The sequence below is a fragment of the Winogradskya humida genome, assembly GCF_016862215.1.
Classification (GTDB): Bacteria; Actinomycetota; Actinomycetes; order Mycobacteriales; family Micromonosporaceae; genus Actinoplanes; species Actinoplanes humidus.
This window is the reverse complement of sequence record NZ_BOMN01000129.1, coordinates 72,544-83,899: the sequence shown is the minus strand read 5'-3', so window position 1 is coordinate 83,899 and position 11,356 is coordinate 72,544. Positions and strand designations below refer to the sequence as shown.

Below are 11,356 nucleotides of genomic sequence, written 5' to 3'. Positions count from 1 at the left end.
GCGAGGCCAAGGTTATGGACAACGAGGACAAGCTCCGGTACTTCCTGAAGCGCGTGACCGCCGACCTGCGCGACACCCGCCAGCGACTGCGCGAGGTCGAACAGGGTGAGCAGGAACCGGTCGCGATCATCGGCATGAGCTGCCGTTTCCCCGGTGGGGTGCGCTCGCCCGAGGAGCTGTGGGAGCTGGTCGCGAACGGCCGCGACGGCGTGACGCCGTTCCCCGCGGACCGGGGCTGGGGCGACGTCGAGCTGTCCGATCCCGAGGACCCCGGCCGGGTGTTCCGGACGGAGGGCGGCTTCCTGCACGACGCGGCCGACTTCGACCCCGGTGTCTTCGGGATCAGCCCCCGCGAGGCCCTGGCGATGGACCCGCAACAGCGGTTGCTGCTGGAGACGTCCTGGGAGGCGTTCGAGCGGGCCGGGATCGACGCCACGTCGCTGCGCGGCAGCAGGACGGGCGTGTTCGCCGGTGTGATGTACCACGACTACTCGTCCCGGCTGCGGTCCGTGCCCGAGGAGCTGGCGGGCTTCATCGGCACCGGCGGCTTCGGCAGCGTCGCGTCCGGCCGGGTCTCGTACACGTTCGCGCTGGAGGGCCCCGCCGTCACGGTGGACACCGCCTGCTCGTCCTCGCTGGTCACACTGCACCTCGCGGCCCAGGCCCTGCGGTCGGGCGAATGCACGCTCGCCCTCGCGGGCGGCGTCACCGTGATGGCCACCCCGGACACGTTCATCGGGTTCAGCAGGCAGCGCGGCCTGGCCGCGGACGGCCGGTGCAAGTCGTTCTCCGATGACGCGGACGGCACCGGCTGGGGTGAGGGCGCCGGCATGCTGCTGATGGAGCGGCTGTCCGACGCCCGCCGCAACGGGCATCCCGTGCTGGCGGTGGTGCGCGGTTCGGCGGTGAACCAGGACGGCGCGTCCAACGGTCTCACCGCGCCTAACGGCCCCTCGCAGCAGCGGGTGATCCGGCAGGCGCTGGAGAGCGCCGGGCTGAGCGCCGGCCAGGTCGACGCGGTCGAGGCGCACGGAACCGGCACGACGCTCGGCGACCCGATCGAGGCACAGGCGCTGCTGGCGACGTACGGTCAGGACCGGGAGGCCGGCCGGCCGCTGTGGCTGGGCTCGGTGAAGTCGAACATCGGCCACACCCAGACCGCGGCGGGCGTCGCGGGCGTCATCAAGATGGTCATGGCGATGCGGCACGGTCTGCTGCCGGAGACCCTGCACGCCGGGGAACGTTCCCGGCACGTGGACTGGTCGGCGGGGGCCGTGGAGCTGCTGACCGAGGCTCGGCCGTGGCCGGAGACGGGACAACCGCGCCGGACGGCAGTGTCGTCGTTCGGCATCAGCGGCACCAACGCCCACGTCATCCTCGAACAGGCCCCGGCCGCGGAACCCGGCGACGAGCCGCCGGTCGAGCCGGTGCTCGCCGACGCTGTCACCTGGGTGCTGTCCGGCAGCGACCCCGGCGCGCTCCGTGACCGCGCCGCCGGCCTCCTGACCCACCTGGACGGCCGGGACGTCTCACCGGTCGACGTCGGCTACTCGCTCGCCACGGGCCGGTCCGCCCTGGAACACCGGGCCGCCGTCGTCGGCACCGACCGGGCCGGGCTGCTGCAAGGGATCTCCGCGCTGGCCACCGGCGCCGAGGCGCCGAACCTGGTACGCGGCACGGTGGGAACCCGCGGCAAACTGGCGTTCCTGTTCAGCGGGCAGGGCAGCCAGCGGACCGGCATGGGCCGCGAGCTGTACCGCGAGTTCCCGGTGTTCACACACGCACTCGACGAGGTCTGCGCGGCGTTCGCACCGCACCTGGAGCAGCCGCTGCGTGACGTGATGTTCGCCGAGCCCGGCAGCGGGAACGCCGGACTGCTCGACCGGACCACGTACACCCAGCCGGCGATCTTCGCGGTCGAGGTGGCGCTGTTCCGGCTCGTCACGACGTGGGGTGTCACCCCGCAGTTCCTCGGCGGTCACTCCATCGGTGAGCTGGCGGCGGCGTACGCCGCGGGCGTGTTCTCCCTCGGCGACGCGTGCACCCTCGTCGCGGCCCGCGGCCGGCTGATGGGGGAGCTGCCCGGCACCGGAGCGATGCTGTCGCTGCAGGCGGACGAGGACACGGTGCGCGGCCTGCTCGCCGGGCTCGGCGGGGCGGTGGACATCGCCGCGGTCAACGGCCCCGCGTCCACGGTGATCGCGGGCGACGCCGACGCCGTCGCGGCGGTGGACAGCGCGTGGCGGGAACGCGGCGGGAAGACCCGGTATCTGCGGGTCAGTCACGCGTTCCACTCGTCCCACATGGACGCGATGCTGGCGGACTTCCGCACCGTCGCGCGCGGCATCGGCTACGGGACGCCGGCGATCCCGATCGTGTCCACGCTGACCGGAGCGTTGCTCACACCGGCGCAGGCCCGCGATCCGGAGCATTGGGTACGCCACGCACGTGAGGCCGTGCGGTTCGCCGACGGCGTACGGGCGCTGCAGGACTCGGGTGTCACGGGCTACCTCGAACTCGGGCCCGACGCGGTGCTGACCGCGATGGGCCGCGACTGTGCCGGCGACGACGCCGCGGTGCTGGTGGCCGGGTTGCGTGCGGACCGGCCGGAGAGCGTCACCCTGATGTCCGCGATCGCTGCGCTGCACGTGCGCGGTGTCGTCCCCGACTGGGAGGCGATGTTCGCGGGACGTGGTGCCCGGCGGACCGATCTGCCCACGTACCCCTTCCAGCGCGAGAGGTTCTGGCTCGACGCGGGAGCGTACGCGTGGGATGTGACCGCCGCGGGGCTGCTCAGCGCCGACCACCCGTTGCTGGGGGCCGCGGTGACCCTCGCCGACGAGGAGGGCGCCCTGCTCACCGGGCGGCTCTCGCTGGCCACCCACCCCTGGCTGGCCGATCACACGGTCGGGGGCCTGATCCTCGTGCCGGGCTCGGCGTTCGTGGAGCTGGCGGTGCGTGCGGGTGACCAGGTCGGGTGCGATCTGGTCGAGGAGCTGACTCTCGCGGCGCCGCTGGTGCTGCCCGGGGAGGGCGGCGTACGCCTCCAGGTGTCCGTCTCCGCGCCGGACGAGACGGGCCACCGCGCCCTGACCATCCACTCGCGGCCCGACGACGCCCCCGATGACGAGCCGTGGACACGGCACGCGGTCGGTGCGCTCGCGGTCGGCGCGGCGCGGGACGGGACCGCCGCGGGCGTGGAGGTCTGGCCGCCCGCCGGTGCCGAACGGATCGACATCGACGGCCACTACGAGACCCTCGCCCTGTCGGGACTCGGCTACGGGCCGGCCTTCCGGGGCCTCCGTGCGGCGTGGCGCCGGGACGGCGAGGTGTTCGCCGAGGTCGAACTGCCCGACATGGACACCGCGGGTTCCTTCGGCCTGCATCCCGCGCTGCTCGACGCGGCGCTGCACGCCATCAGCCTCGGCGGGTTCGTGGCGGAGGCGGAGAAGCTGCACCTGCCGTACTCCTGGGCCGGGGTGCGGCTGCACACCAGCGGCGCCACCGCGCTGCGGGTCCGGATCTCACCGGCGGGCGCCTCGGGAGTGGCGATCGTCCTGACCGACGGTGCCGGGATGCCGGTCGCCTCGGTCGGTTCGCTGTCGCTGCGGCCGCTCGCGGCGGACGGCCTGGACGCGGAGCGGCTCGATTCGCTGTTCCGGGTCGACTGGACGCGTCTTCGGCCCGCCGCACCGGCGCCGTCCGGCTGGGTGGTGCTCGGGGACGGGTTCGGCCAGGAGCTCGCCGAGCCGGTGCGGGTGGTCGCGGACCTGGATGCCCTGGCGCGCGACACGGTGCCGGACCTGGTGTACGCCCCCTTCACGTCCTCCGGTGACCCCGCCGGGACGGCTCACCGTGCCCTGGCGCTGGTGCAGAACTGGCTCGCCGATGAACGGTTTGCCGCGGCACGGCTGGTGTTCGTCACCACCGGCGCGGTGGCAGCCGTTCCCGACGAGGAGGTCGCGGACCTGGCGGGCGCGCCGGTCTGGGGTCTGGTGCGCGCGGCCCAGTCCGAGCACCCCGGGCGGTTCGTGCTCGCGGACCTCGACGGGTCCGCGGCCTCGCTGCGCGCACTGCCGGGCGCCGTCGCGACCGGTGAACCGCAGCTCGCCGTACGCGCCGGGGAACCGTCCGTGCCGAGGCTGGTGCGCGCCCGCCCCGTGGCGCAGGACGGCCCGGGCTTCGGCAGCGGTCCCGTGCTGGTGACCGGTGCGAGCGGGACGCTGGGCGGGCTGGTGGCCCGGCACCTGGTGGTGCGTCACGGGGTGCGGCGGCTGGTGCTGGCGAGCCGGCGGGGCCGGGTTGACGCGCTGTCCGAGGAGTTGACCGGCCTGGGTGCCGAGGTCACCGATGTGGCCTGCGACGTCGCGGATCGCGACGCGGTGGCGGAGCTGCTCGCCGGGCATCCGGTGACCGCGGTCGTGCACGTGGCCGGGGTGCTGGACGACGGCGTGATCGAGTCGATGACGCCGGAGCGGATCGACGCGGTGTTCGGGCCCAAGGTCAGCGCCGCCCGGCACCTGCACGAGCTGGCGGGGGAGCTGTCGGCGTTCGTGCTGTTCTCCTCCGCGGCGGGCACGTTCGGGAATCCCGGCCAGGCCAACTATGCGGCGGCCAACGCGTACCTCGACGCGCTGGCGCAGAGCCGGCGCGCCCGGGGCCTGCCCGCGACCTCGCTGGCGTGGGGCCTGTGGGCCGATCCGGGCGGCATGGCAGGGGACCTTGACCCGAGCGGCAGGGGCCGCCTCGCCCGAGCCGGGGTGACAGCGCTACCGGCGCAGGAGGGGTTGCGGCTGTTCGACGCCGCGATCGCGTTGCCGTCGGCCGTGGCGGTGCCGATGCGGCTGGACCTGGCGTCGATGCGGGCCCGGCCGGAGGAGGTTCCCCCGCTGCTGCGCGCGCTGGTGCGTGCGGCGCGCCCGCAGACCGCGCGGGCCCAGGGCGCGGTGGCGGAACGGATCTCGGCGCTCCCGGCGGAGGAGCGTCTCCCGGCGGTGCTGGAGCTCGTACGCGCCGCTGTCTGCGCCGTCCTGGGCCACGCGTCCACCGCTGTCGTGGAACCCGGCCGGGCGTTCGGTGACCTCGGCTTCGACTCCCTCACCGCGGTCGAGCTGCGCAACCGGCTCGGCACGGCGAGCGGCCTGCGCCTGCCCGCCACACTGATCTACGACTATCCGACGCCCCTCGCGCTGGCGGTCCACGTGCACGGCGTGCTGTTCGGTGCGGACGAGACGCGTACGGTCGCCGCGCGGTCCGCATCCGGCGGTGACCCGATCGTGATCGTCGGCATGAGCTGCCGCTACCCCGGCGGCGTGAGCACACCGGAGGACCTGTGGCAGCTGGTCAGCGGCGGCCAGGACGCGATCACCGGGCTCCCGGACAACCGTGGGTGGTACGTCGGCTCGCTCACCGGCTCCGAGGACGACGCCGCCGGCATCATCCGGTTCGGTGGTTTCCTGCACGACGCGGCCGACTTCGATCCGACGCTGTTCGGCATGTCGCCGCGGGAGGCGATGGCGGTCGACCCGCAGCAACGACTGCTCCTCGAGGCCTCCTGGGAGGCGATCGAGCACGCCGGGATCGACCCGCACTCGCTGCGGGGCAGCGCGACCGGGGTGTTCGCCGGTGTGATGTACAACGACTACGCCACCCGGTTCCGGCGGGTCCCTGAGGGTTTCGAGGGGAAGCTGGGACTGGGCAGCTCGGCCAGCGTCGCCTCCGGCCGGGTGTCCTACACGTTCGGGCTGGAGGGCCCGGCGGTCACGATCGACACGGCGTGCTCGTCGTCGCTGGTCGCGATCCACCTGGCGGCGCAGGCGCTACGGGCGGGCGAATGCACGCTCGCGCTGGCCGGTGGTGTCACCGTGATGTCCACACCGGGATCGTTCCTGGAGTTCGACGGCCAGGGCATGCTCGCCCCCGACAGCCGCTGCAAGGCGTTCTCCGCGGACGCGAACGGCATCGGCTGGGCCGAGGGCATCGGGCTGCTCGTGCTGGAGCGGCTCTCGGACGCCCGGCGCAACGGTCATCGGCCGCTGGCGGTGGTCCGTGGTTCGGCGGTTAACCAGGACGGCGCCTCCAACGGTCTCACCGCGCCGAACGGCCCCTCGCAGCAGCGCGTCATCCGGCAGGCCCTGGCGAACGCCGGCTTCCAGCCGTCCGACGTCGACGCCGTCGACGCGCACGGCACCGGCACCGCGCTGGGCGACCCGATCGAGGCCCAGGCGCTGATGGCCACGTACGGGCAGGACCGGCCGGTGGACCAGCCCCTCTGGATCGGGTCGCTGAAGTCGAACGTGGGCCACACCCAGGCCGCGGCCGGGGTGGGTGGCGTGATCAAGATGGTCATGGCCATGCGGCACGGCGTGCTGCCGAAGACCCTGCACGCCACCGAGCGCTCCCCGCACATCGACTGGTCCGAGGGAGCGGTCGATCTGCTGACGGAGAACCGGCCGTGGCCGGAGACGGACCGGCCCCGCCGCGCGGGTGTGTCGTCGTTCGGCATCAGCGGCACCAACGCCCACCTCCTGCTGGAACAGCCCGAGAATCCCCTCCCGGCAGTGGTGACCGCCGGGATGACCGCTGAGACACCCGCCGTGCCGTGGGTGCTGTCCGCGCGCGGCCCCGAGGCGCTGCGGGACCAGGCACGCCGGTTGCACGCCCACGTGGCCGCCCGCCCCGGGCTGGACCCGGCCGACGTCGCCCGGAGCCTGCTCACCGACCGCACCACCTGGGACCGCCGGGCCGTCGTCGTCGGCGACACCCGCGAGGAACTGCTCACGGAGCTCGCCCAGCTGGGTGCGGGCACACCGACGTCAAGAGCCGCTGAGGGTACGGCTCTGAGCGCGCCGAAGCCGGTGTTCGTGTTCCCGGGCCAGGGGTCGCAGTGGGCGGGGATGGCCGCTCACCTGCTGGACACCGAGCCCGTCTTCGCCGAGCGCCTCACGGAATGCGCCGCCGCGCTCTCCCCGTACGTGGACTGGTCGTTGCCCGACGTCCTTCGCGGTACCTCGCAAGCCGGCCTGGACCGGCTGGACGTGCTGCAGCCCGTGCTGTGGGCGATGCTGGTGTCCCTGGCGGAGCTGTGGCGGGCCAACGGGGTCGAACCCGCCGCTGTGGTCGGCCACTCGCAGGGTGAGGTGGCGGCCGCCTGCGTCGCGGGTGCCCTGAGCCTGCAGGACGGTGCCAAGGTCATCGCCCTGCGCTCGCGTGCCCTGCTCGCCGTCGTGAGCGCCGGCGGGATGCTCTCCGTGATGGTGTCCGAGGCCGAGGCCGAGACCATGATCGCGGCGTGGCCGGGCCGGTTGTCGATCGGTGCCCTCAACGGACCGCGCTCGGTCGTCGTGGTGGGCGACCACGCGGCGCTGGGGGAGCTCCTCACCGGGTGCGAGTCGGCGGGTGTCCGGGCGCGGCGGGTCCCGATGGGCATCGTCTCGCATTCCGCCCACGTGGACGGCATCGAGGACGAGATCCTCGCGGCGCTGGCGGACGTGAGGTCCGGGGTTCCCGCCGTGCCGTTCTTCTCGACCTCGGCCGGTGACTGGATCGACTCCGCCGCGTTCGACGCGGGCTACTGGTATCGCAACTGCCGCAACGTCGTCGGCTTCGAACCGGCGATCCGCGCCCTCGCCGCCCGGGGTCACCGGGTGTTCATCGAGGTCAGCCCGCACCCCGTGCTGACGCTCGCCGTGCAGGACACCCTGCTGGACGCCGATGCCGAGGACGGCACCGCGGTGCTCGGCACGCTGCGCCGTGACGACGGTGGCACCGGCCGCTTCCGGACGGCACTGGCCGAGGCGTACGTCGCGGGTGTCCCGGTGAACTGGGCGGAACTGGTCCGGGGCGGACGCTCGGTCGAGCTACCCACGTACGCGTTCCAGCGCCGGCGCTTCTGGCTCGACGCGCCACCGGACCTGAGCCTCGAGGAGGCGGCGGGCGGTCTCGGCCTGACCGACGCGGACCACCCGCTGCTCGGTGCCGCGGTGGAGCTTCCGGATGAGCAGGGCGTGGTGTGCACCGGCAGGATCGGCACGGACACGCATCCGTGGCTCGCCGACCACGCCCTCGCCGGCGTGGTTCTGCTGCCCGGCACCGCGCTCGCGGAGCTCGCGCTCGCCGCGGGTGCCCGGGTGGGAGCGGACGTGCTGGAGGAGCTGACGATCACGGGGCCGCTGGCGCTGCCCGAACGCGGCGGGATGCGGCTGCGGGTGGCGGTCGGGGGTGACGACGGCTCCGGCCGCCGTACGCTCAGCATCGACTCCTGCCCGGAGGACCCGGGTGCCGCCGGTGACTGGACCCGGCACGCCACCGGCTCGCTGACCGTCGGCGGCCCGGCCGGCGAGATCCCGGGCATGGACTGGCCGCCCGCCGGGGCGGCACCCGTTGATCTCGACGGTCTGTACGACGCACTGGCGGACGCCGGGTTCGAGTACGGGACCGCGTTCCAGGGACTGCGGGCGGCATGGCGTGCCGGGGACGCCGTGTACGCCGAGGTGGAGCTGGACGAGCCGCAGCACCGCGACGCCGCGTCGTTCGGGGTCCACCCGGCGCTGCTCGACGCCGCACTGCACGCGTCCATGCTCAGCGGCGGCGGGGACGGCGGGGACACCGGTGGGCCCCGGCTGCCGTTCGCGTGGAGCGGGGTGCGCCTGCACGCGACCGGCGCGACCGCTGCCCGGGTGCGGATCGCCCCGGCCGGCCCGGACGCGATCACCCTGCACCTGACGGACGCGCGAGGGTCCCTGCTGGCGTCGGTCGAGTCCCTCGTCGTGCGGGCGATCGCCCCCGGCGGGCTGAACGCCCGTCACCACAATTCGCTGTTCCGGGTCGAGTGGGTGCCCGCGCCGTCCGCTACGGCCGTCCCCGCTCCGCGAGGTGGGTACGCCGTCCTCGGTCCGGACGACCTCAAGGCCGCGGCGAGGTTCGCCGTCGCCGGTGCCGCCGTCGAGGAGCACCCCGATCTCGCGTCCCTGGCCGAGGGCGGGCAGCCCGTGGAACTGGTCGTCGTCCCGTGTGCCGGCGGCGGGCCCGATCCGGTTGCCGCCGCCCATGACGCGACCCTTCGCGTGCTGGGGCTGGTTCAGCAGTGGCTGGCCGACGACCGGTTCGCCGGCTCCCGGCTCGTTTTCCTGACCCGCGGGGCCGTCGCTACCGGGCCCCGCGAGGACGTGCCGGACCTGGCGAACGCCGCGGTGTGGGGCCTGATCCGGTCGGCCCAGTCCGAGCATCCCGGCCGGTTCGTGCTGATCGACACGGACGAGCACGACGAGTCCGGCGCGGCCCTGGCCGCCGTCGCCGCGGGCGCCGAACCGCAGGTGGCGTTGCGTTCCGGTGGCCAGCTGGTGCCGCGCCTGGCACCTGTCCGTCCGTCCGGGCAGGAGCGGCCCGCCGGGTTCGCGCCCGGCGGCACCGTCCTGGTCACCGGCGCCACCGGCATGATCGGTGCCGTGATCACGCGGCATCTCGTGACCGGCCACGGCGTCCGCCACCTGGTGCTGGCGAGCCGTCGCGGCGCCGCCGCACCCGGCGCCGAGGAGTTGCGGGCCGAACTGGCCGGCCTCGGCGCGGACGTCACGCTCGCCGCCTGCGATGTCACCGACCCCGCCGCGCTGGCCACGCTGCTGGCCGGCGTGCCCGGGGAGCACCCGCTGACCGGTGTGGTCCACTCCGTGGGCGCGCTCGACGACGCTCTGATCGGCGCGCTCTCCCCGCGTCAGGTCGACACCGTGCTCCGGCCCAAGGTGGACGCGGCGTGGCATCTGCACGAACTCACCCGGGACCTGGACCTGTCCGCGTTCGTGCTGTTCTCCTCCGCCGCCGGCACGTTCGGCAACGCCGGCCAGGGCAACTACGCCGCCGCCAACGCGTTCCTCGACGCGCTCGCCCACCATCGGGTGGCGGCGGGTCTGCCGGGGGTCTCCCTGGCCTGGGGGCTGTGGGCGACGGCCAGCGAGATGCGCAGCACGATGACCGGGACCGACGTGGCGCGGATGTCCCGCTCGGGCGTCGACGGCCTGACGCAGGACGAGGGCGTCGCGCTGTTCGACCTCGGCTGCGCCGGGGACGACGCCACGGTCGTGCCGATGCGGCTCGACATCGCCGCCCTGCGTGGCGGATCCGACGAGGTGCCGGCGCTGCTCCGGTGTCTCGTGCGCAGGCGGGCGGCCCGGGCGGCCGGCCCGGAGGAGGTGGCGCTGGCGCAACGACTGGCCGTGATGACCGGGGAGGACCAGGAGCGGACGATGCTGACGGTCGTCCGCGATCAGGTCGCCGCCGTGCTCGGGTACGCGCCGGAGGAGATCGAGATCTCCGGCACCCTGGCCGAGCTCGGCCTCGATTCCCTGAGCGCGCTGCAACTGCGTAACCGCCTCGCCGCCGTGACCGGGCTGCGGCTGGCCGCGACCGTGGCGTTCGACCAGCCGACCGGCCCGGCGCTGGCCGCCTACCTGCGCCGCGAGCTCTCGGCGGGGATCGGCTCCACCCCCGTCGTACCCACCGCCGTCGAGGCGCCCGAGGACACGCTCACCGGCCTGTACCGGCAGGGCCTCAACCTCGGGTTGCACGACGAGGCATGGGAACTGCTGAAGGCCGCCTCGCTGCTGCGGCCGACGTTCGCCGAGGCCGGGGACATCGCTCCACTGCCCCCGTTCCAGCTGGCCACCGGGCCGGGAATCCCGTTGCTGTGCTTCGCGCCCGCGGTGGCGCCCTCCGGCCCGCACTACTTCGGCCATTTCGCCCCGGTGTTCGCGGGGGACCGGGACGTGACCGTGCTGCCGCACCCCGGCTTCGTGACGGGGGAGCTGCTGCCCGCGACCAGGGACGTGGCCGTCCGCTACCAGGCCGACGCGATCAGGAGAGCAGCGGCCGGCCGGCCGTTCGTGCTGCTCGGATACTCGTCGGGCGGGTGGATGGCCAACGCCGTCGCCGCCCTGCTCGAACGGGAGGGGCCGGCGCCCGTGGGGGTGGCGCTGCTGGACACGTACACCGCGACGACCACCCTCGAGGACCGGATCACGGCGGTGCTCCGGCAGCGCGGGGCCGCCAGCGACGCTTTCGAGATGATGACGGGTACGCAGCTCACCGGTCAGAACGGGTACCTGCGCCTGTTCGCTGACTGGGCGCCCGCGCGGATCGAGGCGCCGACGCTGTACGTGCACGCCACCTTCCCGCCGGGGGAGTCCGGGGTCCTGGAGACCGAGGACAAGTGGCAGCCCGAGTGGCCGTTCCCGGCCGCGGACGCCCACGTTCCCGGTGATCACTTCACGATGATGGAGGAGTATTCCGAGTCGGCGGCGTTCGCCGTGCGGGACTGGTTGCGTGACCTCCGGACCGGCGATCTGCCCTGAGTGCGACGTTC

1 protein-coding gene is annotated in these 11,356 nt (G+C 74.2%); it reads left to right on the top strand.

Annotated features, from left to right (window positions below):
- Positions 1–14 precede the first annotated feature (14 nt).
- Positions 15–11,345, top strand: coding sequence for a type I polyketide synthase (locus Ahu01nite_RS44290; RefSeq protein WP_203842782.1), 11,331 nt, complete (start codon positions 15–17; stop codon positions 11,343–11,345).
- Positions 11,346–11,356 lie beyond the last annotated feature (11 nt).

Bases quoted from the DNA above. Each gene is read 5' to 3' on its own strand.
- Ahu01nite_RS44290 (WP_203842782.1), top strand. From the start codon at position 15: ATGGACAACGAGGACAAGCTCCGGTACTTCCTGAAGCGCGTGACCGCC.